At 66.3% G+C, this 21,010-nt stretch carries 25 protein-coding genes and 1 pseudogene; 4 read left to right on the forward strand and 22 right to left on the reverse strand.

Going from position 1 to position 21,010, the window contains the following annotated elements; genetic code table 11:
* Positions 1-110: 110 nt before the first annotated feature.
* The 10 genes and pseudogenes from BKA04_RS06575 to rpmB all read right to left on the reverse strand — a co-directional run bounded on the left by BKA04_RS06575 (position 111) and on the right by rpmB (position 6,648).
* Positions 111-662, reverse strand: coding sequence for a HEAT repeat domain-containing protein (locus BKA04_RS06575; protein ID WP_167309687.1), 552 nt, complete (start codon positions 660-662; stop codon positions 111-113).
* A gap of 127 nt (positions 663-789) precedes the next feature.
* Positions 790-876 (reverse strand): annotated as a pseudogene (locus BKA04_RS12340) (putative toxin); the annotation flags it as partial.
* Between the two features lie 437 nt (positions 877-1,313).
* The gene (locus tag BKA04_RS06580) at positions 1,314-1,589 is read right to left on the reverse strand and encodes a hypothetical protein (protein ID WP_104095698.1); all 276 of its coding nucleotides are present in this window, start codon (positions 1,587-1,589) and stop codon (positions 1,314-1,316) included.
* A gap of 171 nt (positions 1,590-1,760) precedes the next feature.
* Positions 1,761-1,991: a hypothetical protein gene (locus BKA04_RS06585; RefSeq protein WP_198413300.1), complete on the reverse strand. Its 231-nt coding sequence runs from the start codon at positions 1,989-1,991 to the stop codon at positions 1,761-1,763.
* On the reverse strand, positions 1,984-3,474 hold the full coding sequence (locus BKA04_RS06590) for a colicin D domain-containing protein (RefSeq protein ID WP_104095700.1): 1,491 nt from the start codon (positions 3,472-3,474) through the stop codon (positions 1,984-1,986). Before BKA04_RS06590 ends, BKA04_RS06585 begins: the two co-directional genes overlap by 8 nt.
* A 75-nt stretch (positions 3,475-3,549) precedes the next feature.
* A complete protein-coding gene (locus tag BKA04_RS06595) occupies positions 3,550-5,514 on the reverse strand; it encodes a bifunctional copper resistance protein CopD/cytochrome c oxidase assembly protein (protein ID WP_198413301.1) in 1,965 nt (654 codons plus the stop codon).
* A gap of 88 nt (positions 5,515-5,602) precedes the next feature.
* Positions 5,603-5,893, reverse strand: coding sequence for an HU family DNA-binding protein (locus BKA04_RS06600; RefSeq protein WP_104095701.1), 291 nt, complete (start codon positions 5,891-5,893; stop codon positions 5,603-5,605).
* Between the two features lie 42 nt (positions 5,894-5,935).
* Complete coding sequence (gene rpsN, locus BKA04_RS06605; protein ID WP_104095702.1) at positions 5,936-6,241, reverse strand: 30S ribosomal protein S14; 306 nt, start codon at positions 6,239-6,241, stop codon at positions 5,936-5,938.
* A gap of 3 nt (positions 6,242-6,244) precedes the next feature.
* Positions 6,245-6,412, reverse strand: coding sequence for a 50S ribosomal protein L33 (gene rpmG / locus BKA04_RS06610; protein ID WP_104095703.1), 168 nt, complete (start codon positions 6,410-6,412; stop codon positions 6,245-6,247).
* Positions 6,412-6,648, reverse strand: coding sequence for a 50S ribosomal protein L28 (gene rpmB, locus BKA04_RS06615; protein ID WP_018188988.1), 237 nt, complete (start codon positions 6,646-6,648; stop codon positions 6,412-6,414). The genes rpmG and rpmB overlap by 1 nt, the downstream gene beginning before the upstream one ends.
* Before the next feature lie 182 nt (positions 6,649-6,830).
* On the opposite strand from rpmB, the gene BKA04_RS06620 reads away from it, so the two are divergent.
* Complete coding sequence (locus BKA04_RS06620; protein ID WP_104095704.1) at positions 6,831-7,943, forward strand: LLM class F420-dependent oxidoreductase; 1,113 nt, start codon at positions 6,831-6,833, stop codon at positions 7,941-7,943.
* A 39-nt stretch (positions 7,944-7,982) separates the two neighbouring features.
* Here the strand turns inward: BKA04_RS06620 and BKA04_RS06625 are convergent, their stop codons facing one another.
* From BKA04_RS06625 to BKA04_RS06645, 5 genes are all read right to left on the reverse strand, one after another.
* Entirely contained in the window at positions 7,983-8,375 is a 393-nt protein-coding gene (locus tag BKA04_RS06625; protein ID WP_104095705.1) for a Fur family transcriptional regulator, read from the reverse strand.
* 9 nt (positions 8,376-8,384) lie between these two features.
* A complete protein-coding gene (locus tag BKA04_RS06630; RefSeq protein WP_174719821.1) occupies positions 8,385-9,266 on the reverse strand; it encodes a metal ABC transporter permease in 882 nt (293 codons plus the stop codon).
* The gene (locus BKA04_RS06635; protein WP_104095707.1) at positions 9,266-10,105 is read right to left on the reverse strand and encodes a metal ABC transporter ATP-binding protein; all 840 of its coding nucleotides are present in this window, start codon (positions 10,103-10,105) and stop codon (positions 9,266-9,268) included. The genes BKA04_RS06630 and BKA04_RS06635 overlap by 1 nt, the downstream gene beginning before the upstream one ends.
* On the reverse strand, positions 10,102-11,031 hold the full coding sequence (locus BKA04_RS06640; protein WP_198413302.1) for a metal ABC transporter solute-binding protein, Zn/Mn family: 930 nt from the start codon (positions 11,029-11,031) through the stop codon (positions 10,102-10,104). Before BKA04_RS06640 ends, BKA04_RS06635 begins: the two co-directional genes overlap by 4 nt.
* Before the next feature lie 149 nt (positions 11,032-11,180).
* On the reverse strand, positions 11,181-12,275 hold the full coding sequence (locus BKA04_RS06645; RefSeq protein WP_104095708.1) for a histidinol-phosphate transaminase: 1,095 nt from the start codon (positions 12,273-12,275) through the stop codon (positions 11,181-11,183).
* 81 nt (positions 12,276-12,356) lie between these two features.
* On the opposite strand from BKA04_RS06645, the gene BKA04_RS06650 reads away from it, so the two are divergent.
* Positions 12,357-12,755, forward strand: coding sequence for a phage holin family protein (locus BKA04_RS06650; RefSeq protein ID WP_104095709.1), 399 nt, complete (start codon positions 12,357-12,359; stop codon positions 12,753-12,755).
* A 7-nt stretch (positions 12,756-12,762) separates the two neighbouring features.
* Here the strand turns inward: BKA04_RS06650 and BKA04_RS06655 are convergent, their stop codons facing one another.
* Positions 12,763-14,187 carry a hypothetical protein gene (locus tag BKA04_RS06655; RefSeq protein WP_104095710.1) on the reverse strand — a complete coding sequence of 475 codons (1,425 nt, stop codon included), beginning with the start codon at positions 14,185-14,187 and terminating at the stop codon, positions 12,763-12,765.
* Positions 14,177-14,452: a hypothetical protein gene (locus BKA04_RS06660; protein ID WP_104095711.1), complete on the reverse strand. Its 276-nt coding sequence runs from the start codon at positions 14,450-14,452 to the stop codon at positions 14,177-14,179. Before BKA04_RS06660 ends, BKA04_RS06655 begins: the two co-directional genes overlap by 11 nt.
* 167 nt (positions 14,453-14,619) lie before the next feature.
* Here BKA04_RS06660 and BKA04_RS06665 point away from each other — a divergent pair, with 167 nt between their 5' ends.
* Entirely contained in the window at positions 14,620-15,144 is a 525-nt protein-coding gene (locus BKA04_RS06665; protein ID WP_104095712.1) for a low molecular weight protein-tyrosine-phosphatase, read from the forward strand.
* The gene (purB, locus tag BKA04_RS06670; RefSeq protein ID WP_104095713.1) at positions 15,141-16,523 is read left to right on the forward strand and encodes an adenylosuccinate lyase; all 1,383 of its coding nucleotides are present in this window, start codon (positions 15,141-15,143) and stop codon (positions 16,521-16,523) included. Before BKA04_RS06665 ends, purB begins: the two co-directional genes overlap by 4 nt.
* A 10-nt stretch (positions 16,524-16,533) precedes the next feature.
* Here the strand turns inward: purB and BKA04_RS06675 are convergent, their stop codons facing one another.
* The 5 genes from BKA04_RS06675 to dnaB form a co-directional block, all read right to left on the reverse strand.
* Positions 16,534-16,776 carry a hypothetical protein gene (locus BKA04_RS06675; protein ID WP_104095714.1) on the reverse strand — a complete coding sequence of 81 codons (243 nt, stop codon included), beginning with the start codon at positions 16,774-16,776 and terminating at the stop codon, positions 16,534-16,536.
* Positions 16,777-16,778: 2 nt separating this feature from the next.
* On the reverse strand, positions 16,779-17,411 hold the full coding sequence (locus tag BKA04_RS06680) for a hypothetical protein (protein ID WP_104095715.1): 633 nt from the start codon (positions 17,409-17,411) through the stop codon (positions 16,779-16,781).
* Positions 17,412-17,444: 33 nt separating this feature from the next.
* Positions 17,445-18,062 (reverse strand): TetR/AcrR family transcriptional regulator, encoded by a 618-nt coding sequence (locus BKA04_RS06685; protein WP_104095716.1) that lies wholly within the window; start codon positions 18,060-18,062, stop codon positions 17,445-17,447.
* Between the two features lie 4 nt (positions 18,063-18,066).
* On the reverse strand, positions 18,067-19,251 hold the full coding sequence (locus tag BKA04_RS06690; RefSeq protein WP_104095717.1) for an FAD-binding domain: 1,185 nt from the start codon (positions 19,249-19,251) through the stop codon (positions 18,067-18,069).
* A 63-nt stretch (positions 19,252-19,314) separates the two neighbouring features.
* Entirely contained in the window at positions 19,315-20,691 is a 1,377-nt protein-coding gene (gene dnaB / locus BKA04_RS06695; RefSeq protein WP_104095718.1) for a replicative DNA helicase, read from the reverse strand.
* Between the last annotated feature and the right edge of the window lie 319 nt (positions 20,692-21,010).

Raw genomic sequence — 21,010 nt, forward strand, 5'->3', positions numbered from 1 at the left:
CAGGTCGCGCTCTCAGTAATGTTGCCCTACCGACGTCGGCGGCTCGGCCGCGCAATCGACTACGGCGACCTCCAGGCCGGCGAAGCAGCCGCCTTCATCTGGCCGACTGACTAACCCAGCGCCGTCAACGCTCGCTGTGCCTCCTTGCGCACCCAAGCCCGGTCATCGTCGAGCATCCGCTCCAGCCCCTTTCGTGCCCGTGGGTCCTTGAGCTTTCGCAACGCCTTGACGGCGTGGCCGCTCACCACGGGGTCGTCGAGCAGTTCAATGGCCACGCTGCCAGCTTCCGGCTTCTTCGAGCGCCCTAGACCAAGCACGACCATCTCGCGCGCCTTGCCGAACGACTCATCGAGAACCAGCGCCACCAGCTCCTCGAACCTCGCGTCATCCCACAAGACCTCGAGGGCGTTCCCGACCGTCCAGCGCAGCCCCATGCCGGTCTCGTCCTCAACCTGTTTGAACTCCTCGATGAGCGGTCCCGTGGCTGCTGGCTTGGCCCACGGAACACTCAACGCCCTCACGATCTCGCCTTTGACCTTCGGGTCCTGTGTGCGCTGCAGGCCCGAGAGCAGCGCCGGGATGGCGTCTCGATACCTGACGCCCGAAGTTCGCAGATCGGCCACGGACTCGACCTCGTATCCCACCTCGGCGAGCTCCCGCATGATCTCGCTCTCGCCGGGCGCCGGAGCTGCACCCATCATGGCCCCACCCTGATCGATTCGAGGACGATCCGCCCGGCGTTGATCTCAACCTGCAGGGTGCTGGAGAACGTCGTCGAGCCCCGGTGTACAGCGTGAAAGTCAAACCCTCCTGGCGAGCGCAAGCCGCGAAATCGCGCAATTGGCTCGTGTAGTTCAGGTGGCTGACGTTCTTCACTCATTGTCAGCCTCCTAAAGTCGGGCTGCCGTGGAGAGGAATGCGCTCAACTTTGCCATCACGAACGATCTTGACATATGGACCAGCGTGAAGAGGATCAACCTGCCCTGGCCACCCACCCTCGATAGAAATAGATTCGCCAGGCCGCTCGGGACTAAAGAAAGGCGTGGTTGGCCTTCTTCGCGCCGCCGAATCCTAGGACCCCACAAAACCCGGGACACGTCACTCCACTAAACCCGGGGCGATTCATCGCGTACTTCCGTGCGTTATAGCCGTCCCAACCGGCGATCGCACTCACGGCCTCGTAAGCACTATCCACCAACACCTGTGACGTCTGCGTCAGTTGCTACATACTGAATGTCGACAGCATCGCGAAAGCGAGCATGGCGATCCTCGATCGACGCACTGCCTTGGCCCCGATCTAACGGCCACCACTACTATTCGCTACAGTCCAACGCGAACTGCCACCCGGCGAAATCGAACGCACGCCGAAGCCGATCTAGGACCTCCGCATGCGGCCGCTCGGGAGTGTCGGGCAACGAGCGAAGGTAGACGACTACTTCGTTCCAGGGCGACGACATGGCTTCAGCATCGATCCGAATATGGCCGTGTTCATCGCGATAATCGACACCCGTGCGCCCGAGCATCCGCTCCGCATAGCCGTCGGAAGATTTAACCCACCCGCGCCACGACTTGGTAAATGTCTCACTCATGGCGCGTCCAAAAAGTGCTGGACGATTGGGTTGCCTTGGCGATATAAGATTGGCCCCTCAATTCGCGCAAAGACCGAGCCAGGGCGAGGAGCACCGGGCCCGAAGAAAACGTTAGCTTCTCCCTTTGACGTTATGAGACCACTTGCCCCAACCTTCAGCGGCTCGCCGGTATCAGTCAACGTCTCGGATTCGCGCTCTGGCGGCCGCCACGAGCTGGCGATAATCCTCACGCAGAGGCTCGGTCAACACCGACTCCAGAGCCGACTCCAAGTTCCACAGCACCCGCTGCTCAGCCTGATCCTCGAACACCGCCGGCTGCTCACCAGCGCCCGTCCGCGCCAACCACTCGAACAACACCAAAGCCTGCTCGCGCGATAACCCGATCGAAATCTCGTCAACCACCGCCAAGGCTCCCGTTCCTGAGCACGTTGGCGAGTTGATCAGGACTCAACTTCCAGCCGCTGACGAACTCACCATTGCGTAAGATGACGTTGAGTCTAGTCGACGAGTCCAGATAGTGCGTGACCGACTGGCCTCGATAGGTGCCTTGGATCGCGCGCGTCCCAGCAGAGTTGATGTGCTGATTGAGCGCAGCGCTAAACTCAGCCGCATTCGCCTTGCTGTAGTTCCCCGCGACACCGAAGTCGCTCGCATGCTTGAACTTCGACTGCAACTGTCTCGGCGAGGTCATAATTATCCGACTGAAGTCGCCTCCAGCGTTTGCGGCGACGGTGACTGCTTCTTCGGCGGCCTTCACCCCGCGGACACCTTTCAACACCCCACCACCGGGGATCGCGAAAGTTCCTACCGTGACCAGAGTGCCACCGAGGGCATGACCAGGATTATTTGCCCAGTCATCAACAATTGGTTTCGTGATCGCATCCCACACCGCCCCCGGACCAGCGGCAAACAACGCCTGCTGCGCCTGAGCCTCCGCCATCTTCCTCGCCGTGAAGCCGTCCCAGTCGGTGAACATGTCGAAGTTCTCCACCGTCGACTGCACCGTCGTGCACAGCACACACGTCATCCACAGAAGCGCCCCGATACCCTCAGCGATACCACCAAACATTTGAACCTGGAAACCCACCAACCACGACGCCCGACACGACACGTCCGGGCACTGCTGCAACGCTGCCGGAGATGTCGACGCCGGCACGGTGGTACCCGTCTTCTTCTTCACCCCAGAACTTGACGAAGCCGCTGGCGCATCACTCCGCCACTGCCCGCCCTGCCACAATGTCCCCGACGGATCCGACCACGTCGCCGGGTTGTTACCCGAATACACGTACGCATTGAATTGGGCCGGCAACCCCGGATCCAACACCGGATCCACTGAAATGAACCGACCCACCGATTCGTCATAGTAGCGAGCACCCAACAAGGTCAGGCCAGAACTGGTATCACGCACCGCACCCAGGAACTGGTGACCACCAGACCCGGTCGCATCCGAACCCTCACGCACCGCCCCAAACGGATCCGAGAACACCCGCTTCACACTACCCGCAGTCCACACCGTGTTCGGCACCGACGCGACCACCGACCCGTGCGCGTCACACACCAGAGAAGACACCCCGCCCATCCCCGGGCCAGTGCGCACCGCAACACTGGTGCCCCCGAACGAGTAATACCGCATCGCCGACACCGACGTGCCCACAATCAGAATCTCCTGACCACCCGGCAGAAACACCCTCGTCCCGGCCGCGTCCGTGCGAACCAGACGCTGGCCGGACGCATCATAAACGTACTCACCGTTCTGGTCCGGGTCCCCCGTCACCGCGGACAACAAACCCTCGGCATCCCACGAATAATCTGCTATCGCGCCCGCCGCGCTCTTGGATGCGCGGTTGCCCGCGGTGTCGTAGGTGTAACTACTTGCCGTCGTCACAGTCCTCAGGGTAACGCGACTACCGGGCCTGACGCGGTGGGCAACGCGGCCGCTACCCAGGATGCGACTGGCTTGTCAGGGCTGCTTCTGCAACTTCGCGAGCATGTCGTTGTAGTCGCTCAGTTCGGCGTCGCCGTCCCGGTCGGCCTTGCGATCGAGCCGCTTCGCCAGGGCCGTGTCGCTCCTCGCCCACATCACGACGACGGCGAGCGCAAGGACCAGCGTCGGGATCTCACCGATGCTCCACGCGATGCCGCCGCCGGTCTGCTGGTCGACGATGGCGCTCGGTCCCCAGGTCCGCCCCATCGCGCCGTACCAGTCCGCGGCCAGGAGTCCGGTTCCCATCATGAGCGAAACGCCGAAGAACGCGTGGAAGGCCATCGTGGCGAGGAGCGCCAGGAGCCGCATCGGGTACGGCGAGCGATACGGCATCGGGTCGACCCCGATGAGCGTCTGGACCAGCAGGTATCCGGTGATCAGGAAGTGCACGATCATGAGGGTGTGCCCGATGTGGTCCTCGACGGCGAACCGGAACAGCGGGGTGTAGTAGAAGATCCACAGCGAACCGACGAAGACGACCGCTGCCACGACCGGTCTCGCGAAGACCGACGCGATCCGGGAGTGGACGGCGAGGAGAATCCACTCTCGCGCTCCACGGCTGCCATCCGTTCTCTTGCGGATCGCCCTCATGGCGAGCGTCACAGGGGCGCCTGGCACGAGGAGAACGGGAATCGCCATCCCGAGGGTCATGTGCGCGAGCATGTGCACGCTGAACAGGTACTTGTGGTACTCGTTCACCCCACCGTTCGTGATGTAGAAGAGGCCGAGGAGCCCCGCCAGGAACGAGATCGTGCGAAGAATCGGCCAGCGGTCACCGCGCCGATGCAGCCGCCACACTCCGGCAAGATAGAAGAACGCCGCGAATCCGATGATGACGATCCAGAGGATGTCGAACTTCCACTCGGTGATGAACCGGATGGGGGTGAGCTCGGGCGGGAGCGATTCGCCGGTGAGGATGTACGCCGGTGTCGTCGTGACGCGTTCCTGCGGGATCGGGGTCCTCGTGCGGGCGAGCGCGGCGGCGACCCCGGACGCGATCCCCATGAAGGCGAGTTCCGCGGAGACGAACCACCAGAAGAACCCGGATCCGGCGTTCTCCTTCTGTTGCATCCGCCGAATCAGGAATCGGCGTTGCACGGCACCGAACGTGCCGAGTGCGCCGAGCGCCAGCACCTTGACGACCACGAGGATGCCGTACGGCGTCGTGACGAGGTTCTCCAGCGTTCCCACCCGCAGCGCGGCATTCACGATCCCCGACGCTGCGACGATGACGAAGCACATGATCGCGAGCGAGGAGTAACGGCTCAGCACGGGCCCGACCCGACCGCCCTCGAGTGTGCGACGAGTGGCGACGATCGTGAGAAGACCCCCGAGCCAGATCGCCGCGAACACGATGTGGAGGCCGAAACTGCTCACCGCCTCGTCGTGACCCGATGTCCCCGCCGCGTGACCCTCGAGCGCCATCGGGACGAGCCCGACGGCGGCGAAGATCGTGACGAACACGAGGGCGGTGCGGTTGCGCACCGCGAAGCACAGCACCGTCGTGATCGCGGGAATGAGTGTGGAGACGAGCGCAGCCTGACCGATCGGGATGTTGGTCAGGTAGCTTCCGAACAGCTGGCCGAAGTTGTCGTCGAACGTCACCGGCTGCAGGTAGACGCTCATGAACGTCAGGAACCCGGTGGCTGCAGCGCAGATCGTCCAGAACGCTGCTGCCCCGGCCGCGAAGTCCAGGCTCGCGTTGAACTCGGGCCGGCCGGCATCCATGGCGAAGCACACGAGAACGAGCGCGCCGATCGTGCCCGCCGCCCCGATGTTGAAGAGCAACTGTGCGATCGGGAGCCCGAAGCGCACGACGGTGCCCGGGTCGGCGAGCTGAGGGGCATCCGCTCCGCCGCCGAAGCTCAAGGCCGCCAGCAGAGAGAGCAGTGCGACGACCAGCAGGAGGGCTGGCCCGGCGATCCTCACGAGCCTCGGCACCCCTCCAGCCTATGCTCCGGCGAGCGGCCATGGGACGACGAAGGGTGCAGTGCCGAAGCACCGCACCCTTGGTCGACTACCGGTTGGTTCAGCCCTTGGCGGCAGCCTTGAGCTTGCTGCCCGCGCTCACCTTGACGCCGTAGCCCGCAGCGATCTGGATCGCAGCACCCGTGGAGGGGTTGCGGCCCATGCGTGCTGCCCGGTGCGTGCGCTCGACGGAGAGCCAGCCCGGGATCGAAACCTTGGTGCCATTGCCCACCGACGTGGCGAGCGTGTCGAACATCGCCTCGAGCACACCGTTGACAGTTGCCTGGGTCTGCCCGGAGTGCGCGGCAATGGCCGCGACGAGTTCGGTACGGTTTAGTGACTTGTCAGCCATTGGGGGTCCTCCTCGGACATCGTTCTTGCAATAACGCCGAATTTACCAGCTTGACTTGGTGATTCCGGGCAATTCGCCTCGGTGCGCCATATCCCGGAATCGAACGCGCGAAACGCCGAACTGCTTCAGGAAACCACGGGGACGGCCGTCGATCGCGTCGCGTCCGCGCACGCGCACCGGCGAAGCATCGCGCGGAAGCTTCTGCAGGCCCAGCCGGGCGGCTTCGCGCTGCTCGTCGGTCGACGCAGGGTCGACGAGCGCCTTCTTCAGCTCGAGGCGCTTCGCCGCGTAGCGCTCGACGATGACCTTCCGCTGCTCGTTCTTGGCAATCTTGCTCTTCTTGGCCATGCTTTAGCGCTCCTCGCGGAATTCGACGTGCTTGCGTACGACCGGGTCGTACTTCTTCAGCACGAGGCGGTCAGGATTGTTGCGGCGGTTCTTGCGGGTCACGTAGGTGTACCCGGTGCCGGCCGTTGAACGGAGTTTGATGATCGGACGAACGTCCTGCTGCTTTGCCATCAGATCTTCTCCCCACGGGCCAGGAGATCCTTGACCACGGATTCGATGCCGCGGGCGTCGATGACCTTGATGCCCTTGGCGCTCAGGGTGAGCGTGACGTTACGGCGCAGGGACGGCACGTAGTACGTCTTCTTCTGGATGTTCGGATCGAACCGCCGCTTCGTGCGACGGTGCGAGTGTGAGATGTTGTGTCCGAAGCCTGGAACGGCTCCGGTCACCTGGCACACTGCGGCCATGGTTCTTCCTCCAATACCGTAGGGACGTCGCCCTACCCAAGGTCACTTGTCGGCGCGCACGCATCCACCGAAAGTTCTGGTGGTGGAGGTGCGCACATGCGGAGCGGAAATGCTCAACCGGTCAAGTGTACGTGGAGTTACCGAGTGCGGCAAGCCGGCCGCGGGCTGACTACGCTCGGTGCATGCGCATCGGATACGCGACCGGGTACTGGAAGCAGGGTCCGCCGCCAGGCGCCCTGAAGGCGATCCGGGCGGCGGAGCGTCTCGGTTACGAATCGGTGTGGACGGCGGAGGCCTACGGTTCGGATGCCTTCACTCCGCTGGCCTGGTGGGGATCCCGCACCAAGCGCGTCAAGCTCGGCACCGGTATCGCCCAGCTCTCCGCCCGCACCCCGACCGCCACAGCGATGGCGGCGCTCACGCTCGACCACCTCTCGGGCGGCCGGGCCATTCTCGGGCTCGGAGCATCCGGACCCCAGGTTGTCGAGGGCTGGTACGGGCAGCCGTTCCCGAAGCCGCTCGCCCGCACGCGCGAATACGTCGACATCGTACGGAAGGTGCTCGCGCGGGACGAACCGGTCACCGCGACCGGCCCGCACTATCCGCTGCCGTATGCGCCGCCGGCGAGTGGCGGTCCGGCTGCCACCGGGCTCGGCAAGCCGCTGCGCTCGACAGTGCATCCGCTGCGCCCCGACCTGCCGATCTACCTCGCGGCGGAGGGCCCGAAGAATGTCGCGCTCGCCGCCGAGATCGCCGACGGATGGCTGCCGTTCCTGTTCTCGCCGAGCGCGAACGCCGAGTTCGCCGGCTACCTCGCCGAGGGCTTCGCCCTGCGCGACCCTTCCCTGCGGCCGCGGGAGGAGTTCGAGGTGGCCGTGCAACTGGCCGTCATCCCGCATCCGGATGTCGAGGCCGCAGCAGACCTCGTCCGCCCGACGATCGCGCTGTACGTGGGCGGAATGGGCGCGAAGAGCGCGAACTTCCACCGCAATGTGATCGACCGTCTCGGATACTTGGATGCCTGCGACCGTATCCAGGAGCTCTACCTCGCCGGCCACAAGAAGGAGGCCATCGCCGCGGTGCCGACCGCACTGGTCGAAGAAGTCGCACTCATCGGCCCGCCCGAGAAGATCCGCGACGAGCTCACAGCATGGGAGGAGTCGGTCGTGACGACGATGCTCGTGCAGGGGCCGGCGTTCGCCCTGCGCGCCATCCGGGATGTCGTCACGGGCACGGGCTCGCTCGCCTACGCGCGAATGGCGGCGCGGATGTTCGCTCGCTCGACCCGTAGCTGACCGCGAGGCCACCTTCGAGACACCACCGTTGGCGGTTCCTCAGGGAGCGGGCTTCGAGCAGTCTGCGCACAGCCCGAAGACGTCGACGACGTGCTCCGGCTGGGTGAAGCCATTCTCGGCGGCCACCTTCCGCGCCCACTGCTCCACGGCATCCGCCTCGATCTCGACCGTGAGACCGCAATTGCGGCAGATGAGGTGATGGTGGTGCTGGCCGGGCGTGCACGCGCGGTAGAGCGCCTCGCCCTCGGTCGACTGAAGCGAGTCGGCCTGGCCGCTCTCCGCGAGATCGGCGAGCGCACGATACACGGTCGCGAGGCCGATGCCGGTGCCGTCGTCGCGGAGTGCGGAGTGCAACTGCTGGGCGCTCACGAACGCATCCTGCGTGTCGAGCGCGGACTTGACCGCTTCGCGCTGCCAGGTGTTCCGCTTCATGCCAGCATCCTAAGCCGCCGCTTTCGAGAGGCGGGCCCGAGGACCGGGGCCGGACTTCTCCCTGCGCCATCCGACAAGCCGGCAGACGAGATAGATGAGGAAGGAGATCGTCGTGACGTACGGGCTGATCGGCAGCCCGCCGCCGAGCGCGAGCAGGATGCCGCCGACAACCGACACGACGGCGAAGACGACACTCAGGACCGGCGTCAGTAGGGGTGAGGAGGTGACCCGCATCGCTGCCGCCGCCGGTGTGACGAGGAGTGCGAGCACGAGCAGCGCCCCCACGATCTGGATCGAGACCGCCGTCGCGAGGCCGAGAAGCACCATGAAGACGAGCGAAAGCGTGCGCACGGGAACACCCCTGGCGGTAGCGACATCCTCGTCGACGCTCGCGAAGGTGAGCGGTCTCCAGATGACGAGGAGCCCGGCGATCACCACGATGGACACCACCACGAGCCACAACAGCTGCGGGTTGTCGACCGACACGATCTGGCCGGTCAGCAGACCGAACTTGTTCACGCTGCGCCCACCGTAGAGCGAGAGGAACAGGATGCCGAGGCCGAGTCCGAACGGCATGAGCACGGCGATGATCGAGTTGCGCTCTCGCGCCTTCGCTCCGAGGATGCCGATGAGGATCGCCGCCGCCAGCGACCCCGCGATGGACCCAGCGACGACATTGACGCCGAACAGCAACGCTGCCGATGCCCCGGCGAACGAGAGCTCACTCACTCCGTGCACCGCGAAGGCGAGGTCCCGGGTCATGACGAATGGTCCGATGAGACCGCCGACCACCCCGAGCAGCGCCCCCGCCAGGATCGAGTTCTTCACGAGCCACAACAACTCGCCGTAGTCGGCGAACCCGAAGATCTGGGACCAGAAGTCGCCGCCCATCAGCCCAGCACCCCCGAAGGCCGTTCGTGGTGTTCGAGATGATCGTGGACGCCGTAGCCCTCCGGCGCGCCGAGCACCGCGACCCGTCCGCGCGACCGGATGACCTCGACCGGCGTGTCGTACATGTAGGAGAGCACCTCGGAGCGCAGCACCTCGTCGGGCGTTCCCACCCTGAAGCGGCCGCCCGCCAGATACAGCACGCGATCGACGAAGGGGAGGATCGGATTCACGTCGTGCGTCACGAACACGACCGCCGTGCCGAGTGCCGTCCGCTGCTCGTCGATGAGCTCGCTCACACTGCGTTGGTGGTGCAGGTCGAGGGAGAGCAGCGGCTCATCGCACAACAGCAGTCTCGGCCTGGCTGCGATCGACTGGCCCACCCGGATGCGCTGCTGCTCTCCGCCGGACAGCATCGCGACCGGCACGTTCCCGTAGTCGGTGGCACCCACCGATTCGAGCACCTCATCCACCCTCGCCTTCACCGCGCGGGAGGACACCGGCAGCCCCCACCGGTGGCCGTCGACACCGAGAGCGACGACATCGCGCGCGCGCAACGGTGTACTCCGGTCGAGCAGCTTCTGCTGCGGAATGTAACCGATCTGCCTGCTCCCCCGCGCCACAGGTCTTCCGAGGAACTCGACGGTCCCCCCGGTCAGCTGCTGTTGCCCGAGGATCGCCTTGATGAGGCTGGTCTTCCCCGTGCCGTTCGGCCCGAGGACGGCCAGGAACTCGCCCGGCTGCACCTCGAGGTTGAGGTTGTGCCACAGCTGGCGCTCCCCGAACGACAGCGACGCCGCGCTGAGGCTGAGGACCGGGGTCGAGTTCCGGCCACCGGTCACGAGAGCGCCTGCCCGATCGCGCGGATGACGGATCCCATCCACTCCACGTAGCCCTGCCCGTCGGTGATGGTCTCGGTGACTCCGACGGTCGGCACTCCGGCCAGTTTCGCCGCCGCACGAAGCTGCGTCGTCTCGGGGCCCGCTGTCTGCTCGTTGTAGACGAAGAGGGAGACGGAATGATCCTCGAGGAGGGCGAGGGCGCGTTCGAGGACCGCGGGAGGCACGCCGTTTCCGTTCTCGACCGCTGTGCTCAGTTCGTCCGGGGTTGCATTCACGAACCCGGCGGATTCGAGCAGGTAAAGAGGAACGGGTTCCGTCACCATGACGGACTCGCCCGCGTGGTCATCGGCGATCGTCGAGACCTCGCCCTGCAAGCGGGTGATCGACGCGTCGAACCGCTCGAGATTGCTGCGGTAGTCGCTCGCGTGAGGCGGATCCAGACGCTCGAGCGCGTCGGCGAGCGAGGATGCCACGCGGCGTACGACATCCAGGTCGTACCAGACGTGTTCATTCGCGGCGACCTGGTCGGGGGCGAGGCCCGATACGTCCACGGCGGAGATGACCACGGCGCCGTCATTGCCCGTTCCGGTGAGCAACCGGCCCATGAAGTCGTCGTATCCGCCGCCGTTGTCGACCACGACATCCGCGCGGGAGAGTTCGAGTTGCACGCGGGCGCTGGCCTCGAAGGAGTGGGGGTCCTGCTCCGGGCTCTCGATGATGCTCGTCACGTCGGCATGATCCCCGGCGACCTCCGCGGCGATGCTCCCATAGACGTTCGTCGAGGCGACGATGCTCAGGCGGTCGGGGTTCTCCGTCGTCGTCGAGCACGCTGCGAGAGCCAGAGAGGCGACGACGAGTACGAGGCCGAGGCGGAACCCGGCCTTGGGCCGAAGGCTCCGGCGGGGACGGGGAGCGCGAGACGTCACGAAACCAACCTGACTGTGATTGACGAGCGACCCACGACGGGCCCGGCGCACGCGGTGTCGCGCGCGATCGCCCCACACTAATCCTTATTGATAATGATTGTCAACATCATCACTCGGTAGCGAGGATGCGCACCGCTACCGCCGCGAAGTCAGGAGGCCCTGAGCGACGGGAACCGCTCCGCGAGCTCCTCCGTCGCGGCGAGGAGCCCCGCCACCGACTCCGCCTCGCCGATCGAGACGCGGATGCCATCCGGAAGCAGGGCGCGCGCCACGATTCCGTGGGCGAGCAGGATGTCGTTCGCCTCGCTCGTGTCGGCGCCCGTCGCGAGCCACAGGAAGTTCGCCTGGGACCGCGGGACCGCGAGGCCCTGCGCGAGGACGGCGCCGAGGACCTCGTCTCGACGCCGGGTTATCACCGCGACCCTCTGCAGGAGCGCCTCTTCATGATCCAGCGCCGCAATCGCCGCCCGCTGTGCCGGCTCCGTGACCGACAGCGGGATCGCGGTGGCCCTTGCGGCGTCGAGGATGCGCTCCGGACCGACCGCGTATCCGACGCGCAACCCTGCGAGGCCGAACGCCTTCGAGAACGTGCGCAGCACCACGAGATTCGGGTAGCGGCCGATCAGGTCGCGTCCGTCGACCGCGGCCGGGTCGGTCACGAACTCGACGTACGCCTCGTCGAGCAGGACGAGCAGGTCGCTCGGGACCGCGGCCATGAACGCGGCGAACTCCTCCGCCGTCACGATCGTGCCGGTGGGGTTGTTCGGCGTGCAGACGATCGCCACGCGAGTCCGGTCGGTGACGGCGGCAGCCATGGCGGGGAGATCATGCCGCTGGTCCGGCAGGTTCGGCACGGCGACACTCGACGCCCCCGCGACTGTCACGAGACCCGGGTATGCCTCGAAGGAGCGCCACGAGTAGAGCGCCTCGTCGCCGGGGCCGGCTGCCGCCTGGATCAGCTGGGCGAGGATCGACACGGACCCCGACCCGACGTGCACGTTGCCTCGCTCAACGCCGAACCGCGTGGCGAGACGCTCGCTGAGTGCTGTCGCGGCGGCATCCGGATACCGGTTCACGGCAGCTGCCGCGATCGCGTCGACGATCTCCGGCAGGGGGTCGAACGGGTTCTCGTTCGAGGAGAGCTTGAACGACTCCGCGGGTGCAGGTCGACCCTGCCGATAGGGCGCCGTCGCCAGGATCTCGGGGCGGAGTCGGACGGAGGGGGCTTCTGCGGAATCTGTCACGGATTCCAACCTAGTGCGCCGACGCCCGCACCACCGAGGTGTTCATTGCGCACGACCCCTGACGGCGGGCATAGTGGTGGAATGTCACGACTCCTGATCCGCCTCATCATCAATGCTCTCGCGCTCTGGCTGACGACCCTCATCGTTCCGGGTGTCACCGTCACGGCGTTCCCGCCCGGTGACACGCTCGCGGTGGTCCTGACCTACCTCCTCGTGGCTCTCATCTTCGGTGTCGTGAACGGCGTGATCGGCAACTTCATCCGCATTGTGGCGTTCCCGATCTACATCCTGACCCTCGGCCTCATCGCACTCGTCGTGAACGCGCTCCTCCTGCTTCTCGTGAGCTGGATCTCCGGTCTCCTCGGCTTCGGGCTCCACGTCGACAACTTCCTGTGGGCCGGCGTGCTCGGTGCGCTCGTGCTGGCGCTCCTCAGCTGGCTCATCGGCATCATCCTGCGACCGTTCGTCAAGAGCCGCTGAGTCGCCATCAGCGGTCCAGCCGCTGCGCGAGGTAGATCGTCGAGGAGACGCTGCCGGCATGGGGTTGCCCGAGGCGTGCGAGCAGGTCGGCGATCCTGAGGTTGGTCGACCGATCCACGATGCCCGCGGTCTCGATGTAGTTCGAGAGCTGGTGGGCCGGCAGCATGACGCTCGTCTCCGGAGGCGGCCCGTCGAACAGTTGCCGCCGGACCACGAGTGGTTCGGATGACGCGAACGTCCCGCCGAGCGCCGGGACGAGGTCGTTCGTGTGCTCGATCGCGAGGTACGGGATGTCGTGCGGCACCTCCACCTGCCCGGCCGGCGCACCGACCGTCACGAGCCCCTCGATCGAATACTGCCCGGATGCCGCCAGCTGCGCGGCGATGAGCCCACCCTGCGAATACCCGGTCAGGGTCACGGGCGACGTGGAATCGATCCCCGCGCTCGCCATGGCAGCGACGACGGCCCGGTATGAGCCCGCCCCGCTCCCGTCTGATCCGCCCGCCATCGCGGCGAGGTTGCTCGTCATGTCCCAGGGGTTCGCGTCGCCGTCGAGGGCGAGCTCCGCCGTCCCGGCCACGTACACCTCGAAGCGATCGGCCTGCCCGGGCGTCGAATACCGGTCGATGCGGATCTGCTCCGGCTCCGCGGGAATCCGCTCGATCCGGTCCCGGATGCCGTCGGCGCCGCGCACCTCCTGCGTCGCGGACGGGCGGACCGCCACCGCGCTCTCGCGCGCGAGGCCGAGCCCGGCGAGACCTCCCGCCACGACGGCGGCGGACGTGTCGACGCCGAGAATACCGAGCCCCTCATCGCCCAGAAGCTGGGCGACCTGCGGAGGAAGGTGCAGCATCCCGGCCCCTGCGTCGTCCGCGCTCATGACGCCGTATCGGACCGCCGTCACGAATGCCGGATCGGACAGCGCGGAGCTGTTGCTGCGCAGCCATCCGCCGGCCATCCCGAAGACGGCGTCGCGGGATCCCTGCGGCAGGGTCGCGAGGAACGCGGCGACCCCCGCGCCGGCGATGACCGCTCCCGGAAGGAACACGGCCGCGAGAAGCGGGGCAATGGATCCCACGAAGTAGCCGAGTGTGGCCGCGAGTTGCTGGCCGAGGCCGTCGACGACCCGGTCGGCGAGCTCGTAGCCCCCCGCTGCGCCGCGAAGCCCCATGGCGAGGCGATCGGCGTCCTCTCGCGCCGCGGCCAGTGCCCTCACGGCGTCATCGATCGCCTCCTCCGCCTGGAGGGCGCTGAGCGGAGCATCGGCGGCACCGAGGATGCCGTTCCCGATGATCCGGTCGAGCCAGACCAGTCCACTGCGGCACGCGTCGAGCTCGATCCCCAGCAGCGCGACATAGCCGGCTTCGTCGCGAAGCTCTGTCGTGAGCACCGAGGTGGTCCCCGGCCCGCCGACGGCGAGGTCATCCGACACGACCGGCCAGTGTCGCTGCTGCCCGCGCGCTGCAGTGCTCGGCCAGTTCGAGAGCGTCGCGGGCGCCGGTCAACGCCTGCTGCATCCGCTCTGCGAGCGCGTCGTGGGCATCGCGCGCGCGGCCGGACCACGACACCGGCGCGGTCTCACGCCGGGACCGGTGGCGTGCACCATCCAGCCGCGCGGCAATCCGCCGGAGCCCGGCGCCCTGCTGCTCGAGAAGCTGCCGCAGGCATTCGGTCGTGAGGGGATCGTTCGCCTCCACGCCAGTGCTCCCTTCCACCACGGGTTCCCGTGCTGACCGTCCCATGCTCCCTCCGGTTCGCTTCATGCGGTGCCCGGACGAGGATTTCGGCGAGATCGAACCCTCCGGATGCGGTTGTGGAGGACAGGCACCGCCCGGCTTCGGCGAATCTGCGGGAGAATGGAGCCATGAGCTTCGATCGCACCCTCGACGAATCCGCTCTCTTCCGCATCTGCTTCGTCTGCACCGGCAACATCTGCCGGTCCCCGATGGCTGAGGCGGTCTTCCAGCAACTCATCAGGCGGTCGGGCTTCTCCGGCTCGATCGTCGTGCTCTCGGCGGGCACCGGCGACTGGCACGTGGGGGAGAATTCCGACACGAGGACCCTCGCCGCTCTCGCCGCCCGGGGATACAACGGCGCAGGTCACCGCGCCAAGCAGTTCGACCCCGAGTGGTTCGACCATCTCGACCTCGTCGTCGTCTTCGACCGCAGTCAGGAGCGCATCCTCAAGTCCTGGGCGACGACCGACCAGGACCGCGGAAAGGTTCAGCTCCTCCTGGGCTTCGATCCGGACCCGTCGGGGTCCCTGGAGGTTCCGGACCCGTACTATTCGGATGCGGCGATGTTCGACTCCGTCCTCGGAATGATCGAGCACGCCTGCACCGCACTCTTCCACCAGATCGAACCGGGAATCCGACGGAGCGCCTCATGACCACCCTGTCGAACCAGCCCCTGAGCCCCCTCGACGGGCGCTACCGGGAAGCCGTCGCCGAACTCGGCGAGCACCTCTCCGAGGCCGCGCTGAACCGTGCGCGCGTCAACGTCGAGATCGAGTGGCTCCTCTTCCTCACCGATCGGCGGATGTTCGGAACGACCCCGCTCACGGATGTCCGGAAGACCGAGCTTCGCCGCATCGTCGGCGAATTCGGAGACGCGGACATCCGCGAACTCGCCGAACTCGAGGCGACGACACGCCACGATGTCAAGGCGGTCGAATACCTCCTCCGTCGGCGCCTGGACTCACTCGGGATCAGGGGCGTGTCCGAGCTCGTGCACTTCGCCGCCACGAGCGAGGACATCAACAACATCGCCTACGCGCTGTGCATCGATTCGGCGCTGCGCTCGGTGTGGCTGCCGAAGTTCCGCGGCGTCATCCGGACGCTCCGTACCCTCGCGCTCGAGAACCGGTCGCTGCCGATGCTCGCCCACACCCACGGCCAGCCGGCGACTCCGACGACCGTGGGGAAGGAATTCGCGGTGTTCGTGCACCGTCTCGACCGGCTCGCGCGCCAGATCGACGCGACGGAGTCGCTTGCGAAATTCAGCGGTGCGACGGGCACGTACGCCGCCCACCTCGCCGCGGCACCGGATGCCGACTGGCCGGCAATGTCCCGCTCCTTCGTGGAGTCGCTCGGCCTCGCATGGAACCCGCTGACGACCCAGATCGAGTCCCACGACTGGCAGGCGGAGCTGTACTCGAGGATGAGCCACGCGAACCGCGTCCTGCACAACCTCTGCACCGACATCTGGGCGTACATCTCGATGGGGTACATCACCCAGGTCCCGGTCGCCGGCGCCACCGGGTCGTCGACCATGCCCCACAAGGTCAACCCGATCCGCTTCGAGAACGCGGAGGCCAATCTCGAGCTGTCGAGCGCCGTTCTCGACTCGCTTGTGGCCACGCTCGTCACCTCGCGGCTGCAGCGCGACCTGACCGACTCCAGCGCCCAGCGCAATATCGGAGTCGGGTTCGGACATTCTGTGCTCGCCCTCGACAACATCCAGCGCGGGCTGGGGGAGATCGCCCTCAATCCGCAGCGTCTGGCGCAGGATCTCGACGCGAACTGGGAGGTTCTGGCCGAGGCCATCCAGACCGTCATCCGGGCAGAGATCACCGCGGGCAGGAGTTCGATCTCCGACCCCTACGCGCTCCTCAAAGAACTCACCCGGGGCCGCAGGGTCGGGCCCGATGAGCTCGCAGAATTCATCGGGACTCTCGACATCGGTGCCGACGCGAAGGTGCGGCTGAGCGAACTCGTACCGTCGACCTACATCGGCATCGCGGATCGACTGGTCGACTACCTGGATTGAGGCCGCGGCCTCAGTGGGTGGTGCGGTTCTGCTCGTCGAGATCTTCGCGCTCGTCGGCGTTCGGTTTTGCCGACAGGGCGAGCAGCGCGATCATCATGACGGCGAGGATGAACGCGACCCCGAAGCCGATGCCGGCGAGCCACCACTCCCGCGTCGTGTAGAGGATCACGAGCCCCGTGAACCCGCCGATCACCGCGGAGATCGTCAGGAGTTCGAGCGGCCGCAGCCGGTCGCGAAGGCTTGGGGTTTCCATGGTCACTGTCCTGTCGCTGGAGTTGGTGTGGCTGCGTCTTCCCGCGCAGCCCACCGTGTGGAGAGTCCGCCGATGACGAGGTAGACGCCGAGGAGGATGGCGTAGGCCCCGAAGACGCCCACGACGATGATCTGCGCGGTGAGGGTGCCGCTCGCGGTCACGCCCTTGTCGTCCACGGCCCACGGCACCGCGTAGTCCGCGGGAACCAGGAGCACGGCGAGAGCGAGCAGGGCGGTGAGCACACCGACTGTCACCCAGTCCCTGGACAGCGCGAGCCTGCCTCGTGACCGCAGGCCGAGGTACAGCTCCAGAAGGCCGGTGACGGCCGCGAAGGTGATGAGGAGCAGGAAGAGCGCGCCTGCGCCGGTCGAGTTGAGCACGACGGCGGCGATTCCGGATGCCACGGCGACGACCGCCTGCACGAGGGTCAGAATGCGCGGTGTCCGGCCGTCGAGCCGGAGTGAGCCCCACGCGAGTACGGCCCCGCTGACGATGGCGAACGCCCCGAACACCAGAAGGCCGAAGGTCGAGGAGTGGTCAGCGGAGAAGGTGATGACGAGTCCGACGATGAGTGCGGGCACCGCTCGTGCGAGCTGCACCGGCCAGTAGCCGGTCCGCGCGGGTACTGCGGGCACGCGACCTCTTTCCTCCGGAAGAACCACTCCAGCTTACGCGCTGACCGCACCCCGGATCATGCTGACGAGAGAACCGACCACGGTGGGCAGGCCCTCATCGTCCGGATCCTGCGACAGCATCCACAGGTCCATCGCCTCGCCCATGCCCAGCACGACGGCGATCAGGAGCGAGGCCGGCAGGTCCTTGCGCACCGCATCCACCCTCTGGCCCGCTGCGACGGCCTGTTCGATCCAGGGAACGGATGCCTGCTCGAGTTCTCCCTGAGCGCGCTGGAAGGCGGGGTCCTTCGACGCCGTCGCCCACCCGCGAAACAGCGCGGCACGCTGCGGAGATGCGAGGAGGGCCTTCATGAGGCGCAGGTAGTAGTCCTCGATCACGCTCCAGAATCTGTCGGCATCTCCGGTATCCAGTTGTGGGGGCGGTCCGACCTGCGCGAACAGCTCGCCGATCTGCGTGCTCGCCACGTGCGCGTAGAGCTCCGCCTTGCCGTCGAAGTAGTAGTACATCGACCCCTTGGAGATCCCGGCGGTCTCGATCACCCGGTTGAGCGATGCGTCGTGGAACCCGTGCCGCGCGAACTCGTCCAGAGCCGCCTGCAGGATCGCCTGCTGCTGGGCGGGAGGCAGCTTCGCGAAGCGGGGTCGAACCATGCGATCAGCGTACAGAGGGACTTTCCGGGAACGGCGGTAACTCCACCGCATCGTGGAAACTGCGGCCCATGACGAGGTCGGCGACCCCGGGCAGCGCCATCATGCGCATGGCGGTGTTCCGGATGAAGAGCTCCCAGCCGTTCTTCGGGGCGAAGGCCAGCCCGAGACCGACCGCGGCATCCTGCTTCGACCGGATGAGCGGTGCGAGTCGTTCCTCGTAGCGCGCGAACGCCTCGGTGTGGTCGCCGGTGCGCGCGAGCTCGGCGCCGAGCGTGTACGCGCCCACCATCGCGAGGGCAGAGCCCTGCCCGGCCAGGAACGAGGGAGCAGCCCCTGCGTCGCCGACAAGCACCACCCGTCCTCTCGACCACGACGGCATCCGGATCTGGCTCACCGCGTCGAAGAAGAACTCCTTCGCCTTCGGCAGCAGTTCGAGGATGGCCGGGACCTCCCAGCCGGCCTCCTTGAGCACCGTGCGCAGAAGTCGCTCCTGCGCCGGGCGTTCTTCTGGGACGGCCCCCTCGTGCCGGGCGGAGACGAGGAAGAGCGCGTTGTCGTCGTCGAGGGAGAGTCGAAGGACCTGGAAGCCGATCTCGGCGTACATCATCGCGACGAGTTCATCGCGCGGTCGATACCCTCGTGACTCGAATGCCGCGAAGACGATACCCAGGTATCTCTCGAACTGTTCGTCCGGGCCGAACGCGAGCCTGCGGACACCGGAGTGAAGACCGTCCGCGCCCACGACGAGGTCGAACTCCCTGACCGGGCCGCTCTCGAAGCCCACGCGAACCACGGTGCCGTCATCCTCGAGGGAGTCGACCGAGTCGTCGAGGATCAGTTCGGCTCCGCCCTGGAGAGACTCGTAGATCACCGCGGAGAGCTCCGAGCGCACGATGCTGAGGTAGTTCTCACCCGACTTCATGATCGTGGCGGGTTTGATGGAGGCGATGCGTCTGCCGCCCCGATCGATTGCCATGGCGTCGGTGAACACGTAGCCCCGACGGCGCAGCTCCGGCACGATGCCCATGCGCTCGGCCACCTCGAAGCCGGCTCCCCAGAAGTCGACGAGATAGCCGCCGCTGCGCAGCGCAGGTGCGCGCTCGACGATGGTCACCTCGTGGCCGGACCTGAGCAGCCAGTACGCGAGCGTCGGTCCGGCGATGCCCGCACCGGAAATGAGCACTCTCATCGGATGTCCTTCCTGACGTGATTCGACCACCAGTCTAGACCGGTGGTCGAATTCGTCAAGAGGCTAGGCCGATGCCATGTCCTTGAACCGCGAGAAGTGGCCCTGGAACGCGACCGTGATCGTGCGGGTCGGGCCGTTCCTGTGCTTCGCGACGATGAAGTCCGCCTCGCCTGCACGCGGATTGTCCTTTTCGTATGCGCTCTCGCGGTGCAGGAGGATGACGACGTCGGCATCCTGCTCAAGGGAGCCTGACTCCCGCAGGTCGGAGAGAGCAGGCATCTTGTCCGAGCGCTGCTCCGGTCCACGGTTCAGCTGCGACAGGGCGATCACCGGGACCTGGAGTTCCTTCGCGAGGAGTTTGAGCGCCCGGGAGAACTCGCTCACCTCCTGTTGCCGCGACTCGACGCGCTTGCCGCTCGTCATGAGCTGGAGATAGTCGATCACGACGAGCTTGAGGCCCACCCGCTGCTTGAGCCTTCTGCACTTCGCCCGGATCTCGACGAGCGTCATGTTCGGACTGTCGTCGATGTACAGCGGAGCGTCATTGATGCGCCCTCGTGTCTGTGCGATCGTGATCCAGTCGCGGCTGTCGACCGTGCCCTTGCGCATGTTCTGCAGTGGGACAGATGCCTCCGCCGACAGCAACCGCATGGCGATCTCGCTTCGACCCATCTCGAGGGAGAACACGATCGACGGCAGGTCGTGCTTGATGGATGCCGCGCGGGCGAAGTCGAGTGCCAGCGTCGACTTGCCGAGGGCGGGGCGCGCCGCGACGATGATGAGCTGGCCGGGGTGAAGGCCGTTCGTGAGATCGTCGAGCTCCTCGAAGCCCGTCGGGATACCCGTCATGACACCGTCGCGGCCCTTCGCGGCCTCGATCTCGTCCATCGCGGACTCGACGGCGGTCGTGAGCGGGACGAAGTCCTCGGAGTCCACTCCGCCGGTGACGTTGTAGATCTCCGCCTGCGCGTTGTTGACGAGGTCCACGACCTCGCCCTCGCTCGCGTACCCCATCTGGACGATACGGGTCCCGGCCTCGACCAGCCGGCGCAGCACCGCCTTCTCGGCGACGATGCTCGCGTAGTATCCCGCATTCGCCGCGGTCGGAACGAGCCCCGTGAGGGTGTGAAGGTACTCCGCACCGCCCGCACGGCCGATCTCACCGGACTTCGTGAGCTCGTCGGTGACGGCGATGACATCCGTCGGCTCCCCGTGGGAGTACAGGGTCAGGATCGCGTCGAAGATGATCTCGTGCTTCGGGATGTAGAAGTCGAGCGCGCGGACGGTCTCGATGACGTCGGCGACGGCATCCTTGCTCAGAAGCATCCCGCCGATCGCGCTCTGCTCCGCCAGGAGGTCGTGGGGCGGCGTGCGATCGTTCTGTCTCGAGTCGGTCGCGGCGTGCTGGTCACCGGCGAGTCCGAGATGGGCTATCGACATTCACGAACCCCTTCGGTTGACGAGCGCGCACGCGCGTGATCCAGCTGTTGCGCCGGGCGCGCCGATTACTGAATCAGTGGCGCGAATTCGACGAGCCGCCTGATCTCAGGTGTACTGCACACCGACGACAATCGGGCGAACCCTGGCCCGGAATGTCCTGTCCGTGTCGGTGAGCCTCAACACTAGGAAGATCGGGACGAAGCCTCAACCCACCCTGTGGATAAAACTGTGGACTATGTGCGGGAAACGCCGCGCGGTTTGTTGGCAAGCTGTGGAGAAGCCTGTGCAATGCGAACTATTTTTGAAGTGAATAGTGGCT

This window comes from Terrimesophilobacter mesophilus, from assembly GCF_014200375.1.
Classification (GTDB): Bacteria; Actinomycetota; Actinomycetes; order Actinomycetales; family Microbacteriaceae; genus Terrimesophilobacter; species Terrimesophilobacter mesophilus.